A 17,977-nucleotide genomic window follows, 5' to 3' on the forward strand; every position below is an offset into this window, starting at 1 on the left:
CCTGCTCTTTTTTATGAGACATTAAGTCCACGTTGCCGTCACGATTTTACTCTTCAGGACGTTCGCCATCGGTGTCGTCGATTTTGCCTTCGGTGATGTCGATGTTGATGCCGACTGCTGCACGGATTTTGGCATCGATTTCGTTGGCTACTTCCGGATTTTCTTTCAACCACATGCGCACGTTGTCTTTGCCTTGGCCAATTTTCGCGCCGTTGTAGCTGTACCATGCGCCGGATTTTTCAACAATGTCGTGCTTCACACCGATGTCGATCAATTCGCCTTCCCAGCTCACGCCTTCGCCATACAAAATATCAAATTCGGCTTGACGAAACGGCGGCGCTACTTTGTTTTTAATCACTTTAACTTTGGTTTCGTTACCAATCACGTCGTCGCCTTTTTTGATTTGGCCGGTACGACGAATATCTAAGCGCACGGAAGCGTAGAATTTCAACGCGTTACCACCGGTAGTGGTTTCCGGGCTACCGAACATCACGCCGATTTTCATTCGGATTTGGTTAATGAATACCACCAAAGTGTTGGTGCGTTTGATGTGGCCGGTCAGTTTGCGCAAGGCTTGGCTCATTAAGCGCGCTTGTAAACCAACGTGGCTGTCACCCATTTCGCCTTCGATTTCGGCTTTTGGTACCAATGCGGCTACCGAGTCAACCACCACCATGTCCACGCCACCGGAGCGTACCAAAGTATCACAGATTTCCAAGGCTTGTTCGCCGGTGTCCGGTTGGGAAAGATACAATTCTTCCACTTTTACGCCCAATTTACGGGCATAAATTGGGTCGAATGCGTGCTCGGCATCGATGAACGCGCACACACCACCAGCTTTTTGGCATTGCGCAATGGCTTCCAAACACAAAGTGGTTTTACCGGATGATTCAGGGCCGAAGATTTCAACTACGCGGCCGCGCGGCAAACCGCCTACACCCAAAGCTAAGTCCAAGCCGAGCGAGCCGGTTGAGATGACTTCTAAGTTTTCTTCTTGATGGCTGCCATCCATCTTCATGATAGAGCCTTTACCGAAGTTTTTTTCGATTTGGGCTAAGGCAGCGGCAAGGGCTTTGCTTTTTTCATCTGACATAATGGTACTTTCTGTAAGTGTTGTCACGAATTAACTAAGAATTTATTTAGCTATTATCGCATAAATTAAGAAAAAGTATAGTTTTATTTTGTTTTAATTTTCAGACGGCCTGAATATTGTTTAAAGTCTGTCATTAATTTCCATAAAAACATCATGTTAGGAAAATAAAGTGTGTGGCAGTTTTGCGCATATTCAGTCTGAAAGTATAGCATAAAAGCTTTAAAAAGCCGTATTGAGCGATGATACAAACTGAAAAATCATGCCGTCTGAAAAGTTCAGACGGCATGATAAACACGTTTGATTTAATGGCTGCAACCGCCGCCGTGGCTTTCTCGTAAGGCTTCTGCAGCTTGTTCGTCCGCATGGTAGCTGGAACGAACCATCGCACCAATAGCAGCATTGTTAAAGCCCAATTCATATGCTTCTTTTTCAAAGATTTTGAATTGTTCGGGCGTCACATAGCGCAATACCGGCAAGTGGCCATCTGAAGGTTGCAGATATTGGCCGATGGTAATCATCTCAATATTGTGGGCGCGCATATCACGCATGATTTCGCGTACGTCTTCATCGGTTTCACCCAAACCGACCATGATGCCGGATTTGGTTGGAATATGCGGCATCATTTCTTTATAGCGGCGCAACAAATCCAACGAATGCTGGTAATTGGCACCCGGACGGGCTTTTTTATACAGGCTCGGATGGGTTTCCAAATTGTGGTTCATCACATCCGGCGGTGTTTCGGCCAAAATTTTCAGGGCAATGTCCAAACGGCCGCGGAAATCCGGTACAAGAATTTCGATTTTGGTGTTCGGGCTGCGCTCGCGGATGGCTTTGATGCAGTCGGCAAAGTGTTGTGCTCCGCCATCACGCAAATCATCGCGGTCAACGGAAGTAATTACCACATAACGTAAGTTCATGGCGGCAACAGATTCAGCCAGATTTTGTGGCTCATCCGGATCCAACAGGTTAGGGCGGCCGTGACCCACGTCGCAAAACGGACAACGACGGGTACAAATATCGCCCATAATCATGAAAGTGGCTGTGCCTTTGCTAAAGCATTCGCCGATATTCGGGCAAGAGGCTTCTTCACACACGGTGTGCATTTTTTGTTCGCGTAAAATATCTTTGATTTCAAAGAATTTTTTAGTAGGTAATTTGGCACGAATCCATTCCGGCTTTTTCAATTTTTCCTGCAACGGCACCACTTTAATCGGAATGCGGGCAGTTTTGTCGGCACCGCGTAATTTTACGCCGCGTTTGGGATCGTCAATTTTAATTTCACTCATCATGATTCTTTCGAGGTCAGTTGCGTGCTTAGATGGCCGGTGAGTTTATCGGCCACTTCTGCAAGCGTGGGGCACGGATTGATGAAATCCGCGATTTGGGTCATTTCCATACCGGCATAGCCGCAAGGGTTGATGTGGCTAAACGGGCTTAAGTCCATGTTTACATTCAAAGCTAAGCCATGATAGACCGAGCCGTTTTTGATGCGTAAACCGAGTGAAGCGATTTTGCGTTCGCCTACATACACACCGGGACGTTTCGGGTTGGCAGCGGCTTCAATGCTGTATTCAGCCAAGGTGGCAATGATGCTGTTTTCTAGTGCAGAAACGATGTGGCGCACGCTGGTTTTGCGGCGCTTGAAGTCAATCATGGTGTAAATCACCAATTGGCCAGGGCCGTGGTAAGTGATTTGGCCGCCACGGTCGATTTGCACCACAGGAATATCGTCACGAATCAATAGATGCTCGGGCTTTCCGGCCAAACCTTGGGTAAACACCGGCGGATGCTCGACCACCCACAATTCGTCTTCAGTATGTTCGTCGCGGTTGGCATTAAACGCTTTCATCGCTTCGAATGTCGGCTGATATTCTACCAAGCCTTTCTGCACGATTTTCATCTTAGTAAACCACTTTCACCATTTCATGCGAAGTCAGGGCGCGGTAGATATTATCGAGCTGCTCTTTGCTGGTGGCTTCAATTTTTACGGTAGCGCCGGTGTAGTTGCCTTTGCTGCTCGGGCGGGTGGTCACGTGTGCTTCGGTGGTATTTGGGGCGTATTCCTGAATGGCAGCTAAAATCGAGCTGACAAATTCAGGGTGGGTAATGCCCATTACTTTTAAAGGGAAGATACACGGAAACTCAAGCAGGGTTTCGGTTTGCTCGGGTGTATGGGTTTGATCAGACATGAGGTATTCCTTGTTAAGGCCGTCTGAAAGCCGATAAATGCTGTTCAGACGGCCTGATTTTGTGTTCAGGCATATTTTAACGCAAACGCCAAGCCTTGTTAACCTGACTTGTCCTTGCATTTAAAATGGTTATCAGGCAAATATGCGCATTAAGCCGATTTTCAAGTCTTGAAATCCAATCTTTCAGCCCAACTTACGAGGCAACTTGATTCAAAACCGCAAGAGATACACATATGTCAGAAGACAACAAATATTTTGAGGAATACAGCGCGCTGGCCACGCTGCCGCTGCGTGATGTCGTGGTTTATCCGCACATGGTGCTGCCGTTGTTTGTCGGCCGCCCAAAATCGATTGCTGCGCTGGAAATGGCGATGAGCAACGATGATCCGGTGTTTTTGCTGGCACAATTGGATCCGAATATCGAAGAGCCGTCTGCCAAAGATTTGCACCGCATGGGTACGGTTGCCCAAGTGTTGCAGGTATTGAAGCTGCCGGATGGTACGGTGAAGGTATTGGTAGAAGGCGTGCGCCGCGCCCATGCGCTGACGGTGGAAGACAAAGGCGATTTATTCTTGTCGCACGTTGAAGCCGTGAATGAGAATGAAGACGAAGCCAATCCTGATATGGAAGCGCTGCGTCGCACTTTATTGTCACAATTTGAGCAATACGCCAAATTGAACAAAAAAATTCCGGCTGAGGTGGTAAATACCATTAATGGCATCAGTGAAAACAGCCGCTTGGTTGATACCATTGCCGCGCATTTGCAATTGAAGCTGGAGCAGCGGCAAGAAATCTTGGAAACCGCCAGCATCGTTGGCCGCATGGAATTTTTGCTGGGTCAATTGGAAGCCGAACTTGACATCATGCAGGTTGAGAAGCGCATTCGTGGCCGTGTGAAGCGCCAAATGGAAAAATCGCAGCGCGAGTATTATCTTAACGAGCAAGTCAAAGCCATTCAGAAAGAATTGGGAGAAGAAGACGAGCGTGGCGAACTGGATGCGTTGGAAGCCAAAATCAAAGCAGCCGGCATGAGCAAAGAAGCGCAAGAAAAAGCCTTGAGCGAACTGAAAAAGTTGAAAATGATGCCGCCGATGTCGGCCGAATCGACTGTGGTGCGCAACTACATCGATACGCTGCTGGATTTGCCGTGGAAGAAAAAAACGCGCGTCATCAAAGACATTGCCAAAGCAGATTTGGTATTGAATGCCGACCATTTTGGTTTGGAAAAGGTCAAAGAGCGCATTTTGGAATACTTGGCGGTGCAAAAGCGCAGCGACAAGCTCAAAGGCCCGATTTTGTGTTTGGTAGGTCCACCGGGCGTGGGTAAAACTTCGCTGGGTCAATCGATTGCCAAAGCCACCGGCCGTAAATATGTACGCATGGCGTTGGGCGGCGTGAAAGACGAAAGTGAAATCCGCGGTCACCGCCGTACCTATATTGGTTCGATGCCGGGCAAAATTATTCAAAGCATGATTAAAGCGGAAGTGAAAAATCCGTTGTTCCTGCTCGATGAAATCGATAAATTGGGTAACGATTTCCGCGGTGATCCGGCTTCGGCTCTGTTGGAAGTGCTTGATCCGGAGCAAAACAACGCCTTCTCTGATCACTTTGTGGAAGTCGATTACGATTTGAGCGATGTGTTGTTTATTGCTACGTCTAACAGCATGAACATCCCGCCGGCCTTGCTCGACCGTATGGAAATTATCCGCTTGTCTGGTTACACCGAAGACGAAAAAGTTAGCATTGCGATGCAATATTTGGTGCCGAAACAAATGGAACGCAATGGCGTGCGCGATGGTGAAATGGTGATTGAAGAATCGGCCGTGCGTAATATCGTGCGCTATTACACGCGTGAAGCCGGTGTGCGCTCGCTTGACCGTGCAATTGCCAAAATCTGCCGCAAAGTGGTGATGGCGGTGCAGCTGAAAGAAGATGCCCAAAAAGCTAAAACCCGCAAAACCAAGCCGAAAGCGATTGTGGTGAATGCCGATAATCTGCATGATTATCTGGGCGTGCGCCGTTTTGATTTCGGTGTGGCCGAAAGTGAAAACCGAGTGGGTCAGGTTACCGGTTTGGCATGGACGGAAGTTGGCGGTGAGCTGTTGACCGTAGAAGCCGTAGCTTTACCGGGCAAAGGCAATATCCAATCGACCGGTCAGCTGGGCGATGTGATGAAGGAATCTGTGACCGCGGCTTGGTCGGTATTGCGTTCACGCGCCGAATCAGTCGGCTTGGCACCGAACTTCTACGAGAAGCAAGACATGCACGTGCATGTGCCGGAAGGTGCAACGCCGAAAGACGGCCCAAGTGCGGGTATTGCCATGACGTTGGCGATGGTTTCCGCATTTACCGGCATTCCGGTGCGCGCTGATGTCGCGATGACAGGTGAGATTACCTTGCGCGGTGAAGTATTGCCAATTGGTGGTTTGAAAGAGAAACTGTTGGCGGCATTGCGTGGCGGCATCAAGCATGTGTTGATTCCGAAAGACAATGTCAAAGACTTGGAAGAAATTCCGGAAAACGTAAAAACCGGTCTGGAAATCCATGCTGTGAAGTGGATTGACGAAGTATTGGCTTTAGGTTTGGAATATCAGCCGCAGCCTTGGCAAGCCCCGTTGGAAAACGTGGAAACCTTGGCTGAAAGCCCGAAAATCAAGCCGTCAAGAGCCAAAGCGACAAAACACTGATTTACTGTAAATGTGTTGTAAAAGGATACGGGTTTGCTTTCAAAGCCTGAAAAATAAAGCAATTCCGTATCTTTTCGCTTGACATGGTAATTTCAGAATTGCTATAAAGCACACAGGTACTCAAAAGTACGAAAAGCCCGAATCATCGGGTTCTCCATTATTTTCAACGATAGGAAGGGACTGATTGTGAACAAGTCTGAATTAATTGAAGCGATTGCTCAAGAAGCTGGTATTTCAAAAGCGGCTGCCCAAAAAGCATTGGATGCGACTACTAATGCCGTAACTGAAGCGCTGAAAAAAGGTGACACTGTCACTTTAGTAGGTTTTGGTACTTTCTACGTTGGCGAACGTGCCGAGCGTCAAGGCCGCAACCCTAAAACTGGCGAGCCTTTGACTATTGCTGCTGCTAAAACTCCTAAATTCCGTGCCGGTAAAGCATTGAAAGACGCACTGTAATCTTTCATACGGCCTAATGATCAAAACCGAATCTGACGATTCGGTTTTTTGTTTGGATAAATAAAAGCCGAGACCTTTGTAAAACTCTAGATTTGAGTACAGTTGAAAGTTGTAGCAGCACAGAAAGCGAAGACATATCATCAAGATAGGCAAGCTTCGAGCAGCGCAAAACGAAGAAATGTGCCAAAGATAGGGATTTTATAAAGGTCTCACGCCGTCTGAAAAATATACATGCTTTCAGACGGCCTATTGAATTTTGCGTTACAATTGCATTAATCAAAAAAAAGGCATTAAAATGTTTACAGGTATTGTACAAGGCATGGGGCGCATTGTTGCGGTAAACCAACCATCGCCTGATTTTCGCACGCACATCGTCGAGCTGCCGCTCAATATGGCCGATAATCTGCAAACCGGCGCATCCGTGGCCAACAACGGCTGTTGCCTAACCATTACCGATATTGAGGCCAATCAAGTCAGCTTCGACTTAATGAACGAAACCTTGGCCAAAACCAATTTAGGCCGTCTGAAAGCTGGGGATTGGGTCAATTTGGAACGGGCAGCCAAGTTTGGCGACGAAATCGGCGGCCATGTGATGAGCGGGCATATTATGGCCACCACCACGATTACACGCATCGATGAAAATGAATTTAATCGCACGCTTTGGTTTCGCCTGCCTGCAGATTTGAAGCCTTATATCCTAACCAAAGGCTTTGTCGGCTTGGATGGCTGCAGCCTGACAATTGGTGATGTGAGCGACGATGAATTCAATGTCCATCTGATTCCCGAAACCTTGGAACGCACCTTGTTCGGCACACGCCAAGTCGGTGATGAAATCAATATTGAAATCGACCCGCAAACCCAAGCCATTGTCGATACCGTTTTGCGCGTAATGGCGCAACATCAATAACAGGCCGTCTGAAAAGAAGAACTATGGAACTTACTGAATTTTTGAAAAAAGCCGATGCGGTATTAAACCGCTTGGATTTGATTTTGCCGTCAGAGCAAACGGCCATTAATTGGAATGCGCTGGCTTACCGCTGGCAAAGTGTGGGGCGCAAAGGCGTATTGGAAAGCCTGCCCAATCCGCATACCTTCCCGCTCAGCCGTTTGGCAGCAGTCGGTTCGCAAACCGAACGCTTGATTCGCAATACCGAGCAATTTTTGGCAGGTCGCCCGGCGAATAATGTGTTGATGACCGGCTCGCGCGGTACGGGCAAATCGTCGCTGGTGAAAGCTTTGCTACATGAGTATGCCGATCAAGGTTTGCGTTTGGTAGAAGTGGATAAAAGCGATTTAATCACGCTGCCGGCATTGTTGCCACTTTTGGCCGAACGCCCGGAAAAATTCATTATTTTCTGCGACGATTTGTCGTTTGAAACCGGTGATGAAACCTATAAAGCATTGAAAACCACTTTAGATGGCGGCTTATCGCAACGATGCAGCAATGTGTTGGTGTATGCCACGTCTAACCGCCGCCACTTAATGCCTGAATACATGGATGAAAACGGCGGCACGACCGGTATTCGTGGTGAAATCCATCAAAAAGAAGCGGTAGAAGAAAAAGTGTCTTTATCCGATCGTTTCGGTTTGTGGTTGAGCTTTTATCCGTTTGACCAAAATGATTATTTGCAGGCGGTAGAAAATTGGCTGGCCGACTTTGGCGTGGAATACGATGAAACTGCTAAAAAAGCAGCTTTATTGTGGGCACAAATGCGCAGCAACCGATCCGGCCGTTCGGCATGGCAATTTGCCTGTGATTGGGCCGGGCGCTTACCGGAGCAACGGGTGATAGGCTAAAACAAAAAGGCACTTGAATAAGTGCCTTTTTTGTTTATGTGTTGTCATGAAGTTAGCGCAAGCAGGTGTTCAGCCAAATCTGACGCTGACTTGGCGTCAACAAATGATAAATGCGATGTTGAATCGCCAATTCGTCCACAGCAAAATCCATTCGCGACAGATAACGGCTTTCCACATAATCGCGTGCATTATTTTGGTCAAATTTAGGGTTGTTAAGAATACTCATGATGTTACGCCGACGGGTGCGATCGGTGCGTTGTTCTTTCTTATAAGCTTTGTCAGCAGCCGATTTATAATCCAAACGGATACGGCGTAGCGCAGAGTGTTGCTCTTGGCTAAGATTTAATTGGCGGAAATTGCAATTGGGATGAAAATCATCCAATTGTGCCGAATGGGGGGCAGCATAAATGATACTGCTGCATACCAACAAAGCAGCAAATGATAATATCTGATAAATAGCAGAAGATTTCAACACAAAAAACACGGCATTTTCCTAACTTCGAATACATAGGCAATATAACGGATATGCGTGTCAAAGGCGGTTTTATACTTGTTAAGTTTAGTTTGTGATTTGTTAATTATAAATTAACAAACAGCAATGTATGCTTTATTTTCAGTATGTTATAACGAGGATATTTACCTCATGGAAGAATATATTTATTCCATTAATATTTTAAATAAATGCAACGTATATTGATTTGCGTTAAAATAACGGTTAATCATCAGCTACCCATCAAATTTTAAATTTTGGAGCATCTATGAGCCACTATCGTATTTCCCCGAGCATTCTGTCTGCCGATTTTGCCCGATTGGGAGAAGAAGTCAGCAACGTCATTGCAGCAGGTGCTGATTTGATTCATTTCGACGTGATGGATAACCATTATGTGCCGAATCTTACCTTTGGGCCAATGATTTGTTCGGCATTGAAACCATATGCCAGCGTGCCGATTGATGTGCATTTGATGGTTGAGCCGGTAGATGATTTGATTCAATCCTTTGCCAAAGCCGGCGCCAGCATCATTACTTTTCACCCGGAAGCCAGTAAACACGTTGACCGTAGCTTAAGCCTGATTCGTGATTTGGGCTGCCAAGCCGGTTTGGTGTTGAATCTGGCCACTTCGATGAGCGTGTTGGAAAATGTTTTGGATCGTTTGGACATGGTGTTGTTGATGTCGGTGAATCCGGGCTTTGGCGGACAAAGCTTTATCCCGCAAACCTTGGTGAAAATCCGCCAAGTGCGCGCTATGTTAGACAAGTATGAAACAGAAACCGGCCGACGCATTGCGCTAGAAGTTGATGGCGGCGTAAAAGTGGATAATATTGCCGAGATTGCTGCTGCTGGTGCGGATACCTTTGTGGCCGGTTCGGCTATTTTTGGCAAACCGGATTATAAAGCGGTAATTGATCAAATGCGTGAAGAATTGGCGCGTGTGTGAATCAATAAAAATAGGCCGTCTGAAATATTCAGACGGCCTATTTTTATTTTAAATCAGATAATTAAGCACGTTTGCGGAATTCACCGGTGCGGGTATCGATTTCGACTTTGTCGCCGGTTTCGATGTACGCCATTACTTGGATTTCGGTGCCGCCAACCAAGCGGGCAGTTTTCATCACTTTACCTGAAGTATCGCCTTTAACCGCAGGCTCGGTGTATTCTACTTCGCGCACGATAATGGTCGGCAATTCAACAGAAATCGGGTTGCCTTCGTAGAAGGTTACTTCGCATTGATCTTCCATGCCGTCAACGATGAATTTCAACGCGTCGCCGATGTTTTCCGCTTCGATTTCGTATTGGTTGAATTCTTCGTCCATGAAGACATACATTGGGTCAGCAAAGTAGCTGTAAGTACAGTTTTTGCGTGACAATACCACGACGTCGAATTTGTCGTCGGCTTTAACGATGGTTTCAGAAGCCGCGCCGGTCAGCAGATTTTTCAATTTCATGCTGACTTTGGCTGAGCTGCGGCCGCCTTTGATGTATTCGGTTTTTTGTACCACCATTGGGTCGCTGCCGACCATGAATACGTTACCCGGGCGCAGTTCTTGAGCTGTTTTCATTGTGTGTTTCCAATCAGATTCTAGTTACAAAATAAACGCGCTATTTTAGCGTATTTGAAACAAATTTGGCTAGTTTTTCCAGTGCGGTTGCTTGGGAAAACAGAAATTTCTGCCAATCTGCGACACTTTGCTGCCATTCTTCTCGGTGTGCCATCAGCGTTTGCCAAGCGTGGAGACGCTGTTCGGCCGATAATTCATGTGCGCCATTGAGTTCATTGGATAAGGCTTGATGTGCGGCCATAAGATGGGGCGGATAAAACGGCACGGTTTTCTGCCAAAACGCATGCAGCTTTTCTAAATGCACCATTTCGTCTTGCGGATAAATGTGCCAGAAAAACGGCTTGGCCGCCAATTGCGCGCGCACGAAGCTATCCTCACCACGAATCATCAGGCCGTCTGAAAGCTGCAATAGCTTGTCAAAATCTTGTTGCGGCACAAAAGGGATGCTGACCAGCGTGACACAGGCCGTCTGAAAGGTATCACCGGCGTGTTGTAAAGCGTGTTGGGGAATGGCTTGCGCTGCTTTCAGGCTGTCGATGATTTGATGACCGGCCAACAGCAGCGTAATGGGCTGGCCGTGTTGCTGCCACATTTCCAACCATTCCGCCCAAACTGGGCTGCGATAGCCGAACAATAGCCATTCGTCGGCAGCTTTATCGGGCAAACCATAATGCCGTCTGAGAAGGTTGGCATCAAAGTCAATGCGTTGACAAAAATCGGCTTCGCGTATCAGGCCGCCACTTTGTTCGCTGAAGCCCATAAACCAGAAAAATTTCTGTACACCGTTGGCTTGTACCGATGGCAGCAAATGTAGGCGCTCGTTGCTGTCTTCCGCGCTCAAATATTCCCAATTGAGCCAAAGCGGGCGGTATTGCTGAATGATGGTTAACACATTTTCCGGCAGGTCGCAAGAAAAGGTTTCGATGACGATGTGCGGCGGGGTTAGGGCGTTAACATCATTGGCCGATTGTGCCGTCCATTTATGTACGGCAATATTTTGATGTAGGCAGGGAACGGACGGTAAATCAGGGCAAATCGCCTGCAAAGCGGCCACATTATCCACCCACAAATGCACCTGCCAATCCAGCTCATGATGAAGTGCTTGTGCCAAACGCCACGACACGCCGATGTCACCGAAATTATCAATGACATTGCAAAACAGCCAGCAGGATTTTTTTTCAGACGGCGTGATTATTTCATTATTCATAAATTACGTTCACAAATCAGCAATGGGACCAATATAAAATATTATGCGGTGGCATAAAGCAGGTTTTGATAATTTACCGATTAAAGACAATTGCTTAAATAGTTAATATGTAATGGTCTGTAACTTGATTTATATCAATTTCTTTTCGGGTGTCAGGTATAAAATAAGGACGAATTAAGATTTTTTCTACGTTAATGAAAGAGAAGGTAGCTATGGTTAAAGGTATTCAAATTACACAAGCACAAAATGAAGCATTGTTGAACTCATTCTGGTTGCTGGACGACAGCACCAACGAAGCCCGTTGCTTGGTGGCAAAAGAAGAGAGCGGCTATCAAGCTGATGCCGTGGTGGCTTTGGCCGATTTGGGCGAAGTGTCTTATAAAGAAATTCCGCTGGACGTGAGCGCACGCCCTAAAGTGGAAGGTGGCCAACATTTGAACGTCAACGTTTTGACCCGCGAGACTTTGGAAGATGCTGTTGCCAACCCGGACAAATATCCGCAATTGACCATCCGCGTTTCCGGCTATGCCGTACGTTTCAATTCTTTAACGCCTGAACAACAACGCGACGTGATTACCCGCACATTCACCAACAGCCTGTAATTTGTTTTAAGGTGTATCAAAGGCCGTCTGAATTTTTTCAGACGGCCTTTTACATTAAAATCCGCCAAAATAATACACCAAATAAACAATTAGCAACACAATCGGGATAAACAGCAACATGGTTTTGCGTTTTAATTCAAATTCCCCCTTCAAATGATGCTTAATCACGTCAAAAAGCACGAATTTGAATAAAAATGTCGCTTCGCAAGCCAAGATAATGCCGTTAATCAGATATTGAGTGTGATCCGGCGGCGGAATCAACACAAAAGCCAGCATAGTGATGAGCGGAATCAGGCACACAATCAGCCAGCGGATCAGCAAACCTTTGGAATCATTCATTGTTCAATCAAAACCGCAGTATTTCAATAAAGGCGTATTATTCACGCAAGCGGTGAAATCGTCCAGTAGCATTTGTTCTTTATGGCAGAAAAAGAAGAGGCCGTATGAAACTTATTCAGCCAAAATCAGCACCATCTATTTACTTTGGAGAATGGCTTACTGTAGCAGCCGGCACTAAAATCCCGTTCCATAAAGCTGTCAGACGGTATTCTTTACACTTTTAAAGCTTTGTTATATAGTTTGTAACGCTATGTTATTTTAAGGCCGTCTGAAAAGCAGATTGCCGATTTCTAGTCTAAAAAACAGCGACCACGCTCAAGATCCAAACCAAAGGAGAAAGCAAATGATTAATGCAGAAGAACGCATCCACCACGAAGGCTTGCGCAATAAGATTATGTCTGCCGAGCAAGCAGCCGAATTTGTGCAAAACGGCATGAATGTTGCCATTACCGGCTTTACCGGCGCAGGCTATCCGAAACTTCTGCCGACTGCCATTGCAGAAAAAGCCAAAGCCGAACACGCTGCCGGCCACCCATTCAGCATCGGCATGATTACCGGCGCTTCAACCGCGCCTGAGTGTGACGGCGTATTGGCCGCTGCCAATGCCGTACATTTCCGCAATCCGTTCCAATCAGATCCATCACTGCGCAACAGCATCAACGCCGGTAATATTGCTTACCAAGATATGCACTTGTCGCACGTTGAGCAGCAAATGCGCCAAGGTTTCTACGGCGATTTTGACGTGGCCATTATCGAAGTATCCGGCATTACCCAAGACGGCAAACTGATTCCGGCCATGGGTATCGGCCACGGTAATGAAGCCCTCAAAGCGGCCAAGAAAGTTATCGTTGAAGTGAACTTCGCCCAAAATGCCAAATTGGAAGGTATGCATGATGTGGTGTTTGACATCGGCGTGCCACTGCATCGTCAGCCTATTGCTATTACCGGTCCATTCGACCGTGTGGGCTCACCTTATCTGGAATGCCCGGAAGAAAAAATTGTCGCCATCGTTTTAACCAATGCGGGCGACCGCAACAGCAAATTTGCTGACCCTGACGAAAATTCAAAAGCCATTGCTGCGCAAATCATCGATTTCTTTAACCACGAAGTCAAAGCAGGACGCTTGCCGAAAAACCTGTTGCCATTACAATCAGGTGTGGGCAACGTGGCCAATGCCGTAATGGCCGGCTTGCTGGATGCTCCGTTTGACGATTTGACCGGCTACACCGAAGTATTGCAAGACGGTATGTTGGACTTGATTTTGGCCGGCAAAATGCAACACGCATCAGCCACCGCCCTGTCATTCAGCCCGGATGCATTACAACGCTTTAACGACAATATTGATTTCCTGCGTGATAAATTAATTCTGCGTCCAATGGAATACACCAACAATCCGGAAGTCATCCGTCGTTTGGGTGTGATCGGTATGAATGCCATGATCGAAGCCGATATCTATGGCAATGTGAACTCTACCCACGTGATGGGCACCAAAATGATGAACGGTATCGGCGGTTCGGGCGACTTTACCCGCAATGCCTTCTTCTCATTCTTCGTATCCCCATCTGTGGCCAAAGACGGCGCGATTTCATGTATCGTACCAATGGTGTCACATCACGACCATACCGAACACGATGTCATGTTTATTGTCACCGAACAAGGCATGGCCGATTTGCGCGGCAAATCACCACGCCAACGCGCCCAATTGGTGATCAATAACTGTGCGCATCCGGAATACCGCGATATGTTGCGCGACTACTACGATCGTGCCGAAAAAGCCGGTGGTCTGCATACGCCACATTTATTGATGGAAGCCTTGTCATGGCACCAACGTTTTGTTGAAACCGGCGACATGCGCATCAAATAAAATGAAGTAAAGCTTCATTGAAAAAAGCAGCTTGATGTTTTCAAGCTGCTTTTTATTTATTTGTAATTATGGATTGTTAAAGGACAATATATGTAAAATAGCTTAAATCGTATTAATAAAAATGCCGTCTGAAAATTTAGATTTTCAAATGGTATCCAAGCCATTATTTCACAATCAAAATTGATTTGGGTGAGATATCTAATGTATATTTTTTATCACGATATTTACCTTTACCCTTGGTAGTAATGGCAAATTTTTTACCGTGTTCACCCAAAGCTTTCTTAAACTTTTTCGAAATATTTGAGCGATCCTCAGCAAAGCGTGCCCAAAAGAAAGAATAGCTCTTTCCAGCCTCTTCTTTTGTCCATGTTTCCAAGGTGATGTTGTCAGATTTTTTTGTACGAATCGGTGCGTAATTTTTCCAAACACGTTCAGTAAAAGCTTTTTCATCAGCCACGCTGATTTCTGCCGGAAGGAAGCCGGCCGCATTTTCTACTTGGGCATGAGTGGCGCGTAATTCTGCTAAAGTCATGTATACGGCAAATTCACGCGGTGTCAGAGAATCAATAGAGACCGAGCCCAAATGGATACGCAGATTTTTGGCATCAATTTTGATGGTAATATCGTCTAATAATTCCTGCGTTCGCTCAACCGCTTGCGAGAACGTCCAATTTTCATGTAAAGCCAAATCCGGTTTGCATAACTCATATTTCTTTACATCAAAACACTGTAATCAAGCGCCCATTTCACGCATATCCTGCAGTGTGTATTCCGAACCACGACCTTCCAAGGTCTGCGGCAGAGCTAGGAAGACAAATTTTGCCTTTTTTGCGCAGATTTCGGCTGCCAAATGAATCGGCAACGTGCCGATTACCGTATCACCGGGCGCAACATCGGCCACATTCAAATGCGCCACAAAGCAGTCTATCTGCACACCGCTTTCTTTTAGGGGCTGTACTAGATAACTAGGGAAATCTAATTTCAGGTTAGAATAATCCCTATGAGAAGAAGTCGTTTAAGTCAGTACAAGCAAAACAAACTGATTGAACTGTTTATTGCGGGTGTTACTGCCCGTACCGCAGCGCAATTAGTCGGCGTTAATAAAAACACAGCAGCCTATTACTTTCATCGTTTACGCTTACTGATTTTCCATAACAGCCCGCATCTGGAAATGTTTGATGGCGAAGTAGAGGTTGATGAAAGCTATTTTGGCGGACAGCGCAAAGGCAAACGTGGTCGCGGTGTGGCTGGCAAAGTCGCTGTATTCGGGCTTCTGAAGCGCAACGGCAAGGTTTACACCGTTGCGGTGCCCAATACACAAACTGCCACTTTATTGCCGATAATACGTGAGCAAGTAAAGCCTGACAGTATTGTTTACACTGATTGTTACAAAAGCTATGACGTACTTGATGTGAGTGAGTTTAGCCACATTCGCATCAATCACAGCACACACTTTGCTGATCGACAAAATCACATCAACGGAATTGAGAACTTTTGGAATCAGGCAAAACGCCACTTACGTAAGTTTAACGGCATTCCCAAAGAGCATTTTGAGCTGTATTTGAAGGAATGTGAATGGCGTTTTAACCACAGTGAAATAAAAGTTCAAATTTCCATTTTAAAACAATTAGTAAAGCAGAATTTATTCTAGTTATCTAGTACAGCCCCTTCTTTTATCCAATCAATAGCCCCTTGGTGGCGGGCAGAGTATGAGAGAAAACAAAAACAAAGCCGCCCAAAAGGCGGCTTTATGCTTAGCAGGTATGCACGAATAGACTCAACAACAACAGATCGGATGAATGACGGAAAGAACCCACCTAGGGAGAGGGCGGTTTTCCCGAGAATGGCGGTGCTTTGCCTTGCCTATCGGTGTGCCTTAATCCCCGTGTAGTGGGGATGTTTTTCCGAGAGCAGAGAGTTGTTTTCTCAATTAAATTCAATAAGTTAAAATCATGAAAATTGTATTTGCAAATATTCACAAAGATAAAATATATTTAACAATTTAAACAGATTTTCTGCACTCGAATAAGGGCTTTGTCAAACGTCATCCTAATCGGAAAAATATGGTTATTTCTTAAAGATGATCAAGAAATTCTTTATATTTTAGCAGTTTGGGCGATATGGTTCAAGCTGTATCCAGGCTATTTGATATCTGATGATTGGGTAGGCTGCATTTTGCAATGATTAAGGCATTTTTTATTTGTTGCTTTAAGGCTGCTGCGTATCAAAATAAAACAATTGTTGCAACAAATTACAGGAAGAGAAGGGTTTATTTGATGATGCTTTCCTGTTTTGATACCAGAAGTTGATCAATTTTCAGATTTTCAGTATCAATGATTTCAAATTTATAGCCGCCATAAATCAAGAAGTCGGTGCGTTTGGGGATTTTACGCAGCGAATACATCATAAATCCGGCGATGGTCTCATAGTTTTCCGAATGCGGAAATTCGGCAATGTCCAATACGCGGATCAGATCTTCCAGCGGGGTGGCGCCATCAACCAGCCATGTGTCTTCTGTACGGCGGATGATTTGTGGCTCTTCTTCGTTATTGACCAATTCTCCCATTACAATGCTCATGACGTCTTTTAAAGTTACAACCCCGACGACAAGGGCATATTCGTTGACCACAACGGCAAAATCTTCACCGGAAGTTTTAAAATTTTCCAAGACATCATAGAGCGTGAGTGTATCGGGGATAAACAGGGCCTTACGCAATACGCGCTTGTCGGTCAGGCGGATTTCTTTTTCTTTGATAAACAGGATGAGCAGGGTGTGTGATTCGATGTAGCCGATAACGCGCTCCAAATCGCCGTCGCATACTAAAAATTTATTGTGCGGCTTTTCCTGCATGGCTTCGAGAATTTTTTCGGCGTTGTCGTTTTTATCAAAATAGGCAATGTATTCGCGCGTGCTCATGGTGGATGTGACGGTGCGCTCCTGCATGTCGAAAATGTTTTCAATTAAATAATGTTCTTGTTGCTTCAATACCCCGGCCTGTGCGCCGGCATCAACGACAGCGTAAATGTCTTCCGAGGTCAGCTGCTCTTGGCGTACGGTGGAAATCCCCAATATTTTGAACATGATGTTGGCCAAACCGTCAAAAAACCACACAAAAGGTTTCAGAATAAAAATCATGAACATCATCGGGCGTACGACGCGCACGGCTACGGCTTCGGGATTGGTCATGGCAAAGCGTTTGGGCATTAAATCGGCAAACAGGATAAACCCGCCTGTCACCAAAGCGAAGGTCAGCAGCGAAGCGATAGTGCTGCCCCAGGTGCCTGTGGCGGTAAATAAGCGCTCAAAATAAGGGCGCATGGCTGCTTCGCCGATAATACCGCCTAAAATTGCTACGGCATTCAAGCCGATTTGTACGACGGTAATAAAGCTGCCGGGTTGCTGCTGCATGTTTAATACGTCTAAGGCCCGCACATCGCCGCCGTCTTTTGCCATGACTTGCAGCTTGATCTTACGGGCAGAGGCTAATGCCAGCTCGGAGCAGGAAACGAATGCGCTCAATACAATCAACAACAGCAGTAAAAATAAGGCTTCGATAATATTCATGATGGGTATAGTGTATGGAGGTAAGACTATTCTAGCACGGAGAGCCGTCAATCATGGCGTATTGCCGATTGAATCACAGAGGCCGTCTGAAAGATTCAGACGGCCTCTGTGATTCAATCG

At 46.1% G+C, this 17,977-nt stretch carries 19 protein-coding genes; 8 read left to right on the top strand and 11 right to left on the bottom strand.

Annotated elements, in window-relative coordinates; all coding sequences use genetic code 11:
* Positions 1-46 precede the first annotated feature (46 nt).
* From recA to ACM67B_RS05335, 4 genes are all read right to left on the bottom strand, one after another.
* Positions 47-1,093, bottom strand: coding sequence for a recombinase RecA (recA, locus tag ACM67B_RS05320; protein WP_416190461.1), 1,047 nt, complete (start codon positions 1,091-1,093; stop codon positions 47-49).
* 302 nt (positions 1,094-1,395) lie between these two features.
* Complete coding sequence (lipA, locus tag ACM67B_RS05325) at positions 1,396-2,379, bottom strand: lipoyl synthase (RefSeq protein WP_416190523.1); 984 nt, start codon at positions 2,377-2,379, stop codon at positions 1,396-1,398.
* Positions 2,379-2,993 (bottom strand): lipoyl(octanoyl) transferase LipB, encoded by a 615-nt coding sequence (lipB, locus tag ACM67B_RS05330; protein WP_416190462.1) that lies wholly within the window; start codon positions 2,991-2,993, stop codon positions 2,379-2,381. The genes lipA and lipB overlap by 1 nt, the downstream gene beginning before the upstream one ends.
* A gap of 1 nt (position 2,994) precedes the next feature.
* Positions 2,995-3,282, bottom strand: a complete 288-nt coding sequence (locus ACM67B_RS05335; protein ID WP_416190463.1) for a YbeD family protein — start codon at positions 3,280-3,282, stop codon at positions 2,995-2,997.
* A 233-nt stretch (positions 3,283-3,515) separates the two neighbouring features.
* Here ACM67B_RS05335 and lon point away from each other — a divergent pair, with 233 nt between their 5' ends.
* From lon to ACM67B_RS05355, 4 genes are all read left to right on the top strand, one after another.
* On the top strand, positions 3,516-5,969 hold the full coding sequence (gene lon / locus ACM67B_RS05340) for an endopeptidase La (protein WP_416190464.1): 2,454 nt from the start codon (positions 3,516-3,518) through the stop codon (positions 5,967-5,969).
* Between the two features lie 186 nt (positions 5,970-6,155).
* A complete protein-coding gene (locus ACM67B_RS05345) occupies positions 6,156-6,425 on the top strand; it encodes an HU family DNA-binding protein (protein ID WP_066078839.1) in 270 nt (89 codons plus the stop codon).
* Positions 6,426-6,720: 295 nt separating this feature from the next.
* Positions 6,721-7,332, top strand: a complete 612-nt coding sequence (locus tag ACM67B_RS05350; RefSeq protein WP_416190465.1) for a riboflavin synthase subunit alpha — start codon at positions 6,721-6,723, stop codon at positions 7,330-7,332.
* Positions 7,333-7,355: 23 nt separating this feature from the next.
* On the top strand, positions 7,356-8,222 hold the full coding sequence (locus tag ACM67B_RS05355; protein WP_416190466.1) for an ATP-binding protein: 867 nt from the start codon (positions 7,356-7,358) through the stop codon (positions 8,220-8,222).
* A gap of 52 nt (positions 8,223-8,274) precedes the next feature.
* On the opposite strand, the gene ACM67B_RS05360 is transcribed toward ACM67B_RS05355, so the two are convergent.
* Positions 8,275-8,706 carry a Spy/CpxP family protein refolding chaperone gene (locus tag ACM67B_RS05360; protein WP_416190467.1) on the bottom strand — a complete coding sequence of 144 codons (432 nt, stop codon included), beginning with the start codon at positions 8,704-8,706 and terminating at the stop codon, positions 8,275-8,277.
* A gap of 274 nt (positions 8,707-8,980) precedes the next feature.
* Between ACM67B_RS05360 and rpe the strand changes: the two genes are divergently transcribed.
* Positions 8,981-9,658, top strand: a complete 678-nt coding sequence (gene rpe, locus ACM67B_RS05365; RefSeq protein ID WP_416190468.1) for a ribulose-phosphate 3-epimerase — start codon at positions 8,981-8,983, stop codon at positions 9,656-9,658.
* Positions 9,659-9,719: 61 nt separating this feature from the next.
* Here the strand turns inward: rpe and efp are convergent, their stop codons facing one another.
* Both efp and earP read right to left on the bottom strand, forming a co-directional pair.
* Positions 9,720-10,280 (bottom strand): elongation factor P, encoded by a 561-nt coding sequence (gene efp / locus ACM67B_RS05370; protein ID WP_095502041.1) that lies wholly within the window; start codon positions 10,278-10,280, stop codon positions 9,720-9,722.
* A gap of 40 nt (positions 10,281-10,320) precedes the next feature.
* Positions 10,321-11,487 (bottom strand): elongation factor P maturation arginine rhamnosyltransferase EarP, encoded by a 1,167-nt coding sequence (gene earP / locus ACM67B_RS05375; RefSeq protein ID WP_416190469.1) that lies wholly within the window; start codon positions 11,485-11,487, stop codon positions 10,321-10,323.
* A gap of 212 nt (positions 11,488-11,699) precedes the next feature.
* On the opposite strand from earP, the gene grcA reads away from it, so the two are divergent.
* On the top strand, positions 11,700-12,089 hold the full coding sequence (grcA, locus tag ACM67B_RS05380; protein WP_095502043.1) for an autonomous glycyl radical cofactor GrcA: 390 nt from the start codon (positions 11,700-11,702) through the stop codon (positions 12,087-12,089).
* A gap of 54 nt (positions 12,090-12,143) precedes the next feature.
* Here the strand turns inward: grcA and ACM67B_RS05385 are convergent, their stop codons facing one another.
* Positions 12,144-12,428, bottom strand: a complete 285-nt coding sequence (locus ACM67B_RS05385; protein WP_416190470.1) for a hypothetical protein — start codon at positions 12,426-12,428, stop codon at positions 12,144-12,146.
* Between the two features lie 343 nt (positions 12,429-12,771).
* Between ACM67B_RS05385 and ACM67B_RS05390 the strand changes: the two genes are divergently transcribed.
* Positions 12,772-14,292 (top strand): acetyl-CoA hydrolase/transferase family protein, encoded by a 1,521-nt coding sequence (locus ACM67B_RS05390; RefSeq protein WP_416190471.1) that lies wholly within the window; start codon positions 12,772-12,774, stop codon positions 14,290-14,292.
* Between the two features lie 163 nt (positions 14,293-14,455).
* Here ACM67B_RS05390 and ACM67B_RS05395 read toward each other — a convergent pair whose 3' ends face one another.
* Positions 14,456-14,980 (bottom strand): hypothetical protein, encoded by a 525-nt coding sequence (locus ACM67B_RS05395; protein WP_416190472.1) that lies wholly within the window; start codon positions 14,978-14,980, stop codon positions 14,456-14,458.
* A gap of 45 nt (positions 14,981-15,025) precedes the next feature.
* Positions 15,026-15,226 (bottom strand): CRISPR-associated protein Csx16, encoded by a 201-nt coding sequence (gene csx16 / locus ACM67B_RS05400; protein WP_416190473.1) that lies wholly within the window; start codon positions 15,224-15,226, stop codon positions 15,026-15,028.
* A 66-nt stretch (positions 15,227-15,292) separates the two neighbouring features.
* On the opposite strand from csx16, the gene ACM67B_RS05405 reads away from it, so the two are divergent.
* Entirely contained in the window at positions 15,293-15,943 is a 651-nt protein-coding gene (locus tag ACM67B_RS05405; RefSeq protein WP_416190474.1) for an IS1595 family transposase, read from the top strand.
* Positions 15,944-16,561: 618 nt separating this feature from the next.
* Here the strand turns inward: ACM67B_RS05405 and ACM67B_RS05410 are convergent.
* Positions 16,562-17,857, bottom strand: coding sequence for a hemolysin family protein (locus ACM67B_RS05410; protein ID WP_416190475.1), 1,296 nt, complete (start codon positions 17,855-17,857; stop codon positions 16,562-16,564).
* Between the last annotated feature and the right edge of the window lie 120 nt (positions 17,858-17,977).

The sequence above is a fragment of the Neisseria sp. CCUG17229 genome (assembly GCF_047839235.1).
Classification (GTDB): Bacteria; Pseudomonadota; Gammaproteobacteria; order Burkholderiales; family Neisseriaceae; genus Neisseria; species Neisseria brasiliensis.